The sequence below is a fragment of the Streptomyces hilarionis genome, from assembly GCF_024539675.1.
GTDB lineage: Bacteria > Actinomycetota > Actinomycetes > Streptomycetales > Streptomycetaceae > Streptomyces > Streptomyces hilarionis.
In genome coordinates this window covers 1-260 of the sequence record NZ_JAHHIT010000773.1, presented here as the reverse complement: position 1 = coordinate 260, position 260 = coordinate 1, and the positions used below count along the sequence as shown (strand labels likewise).

Annotated in this window: 1 protein-coding gene; it reads left to right on the top strand. The window is 51.9% G+C overall.

Annotation, left to right across the window (positions count from 1 at the left end):
* Nucleotides 1-11: 11 nt before the first annotated feature.
* Nucleotides 12-260 (top strand): multicopper oxidase domain-containing protein (locus KMS84_RS44670; protein WP_285894517.1); only part of this gene is annotated, 249 nt, incomplete at its 3' end.

Sequence of the window (260 nt, the reverse complement as noted above, 5' to 3'; positions counted from 1 at the left end):
GTGTACCTGGCTTGAGTTTCCATGGCATCGCACCCGACGGCATGTACGAGTACAAGTTCAAGGTTCATCAGAATGGTACGTACTGGTACCACAGCCACTCGGGCTTACAGGAGCAGGCAGGGGTTTACGGGCCAATCGTTATCGACTCGAAAGAGCCTGAACCTTTTCAATACAACCGCGATTACGTGGTGATGCTGACCGACTGGACCGATGAAGATCCTAGTCGTGTCATGGCCAAGCTCAAGAAACAATCGGACTAC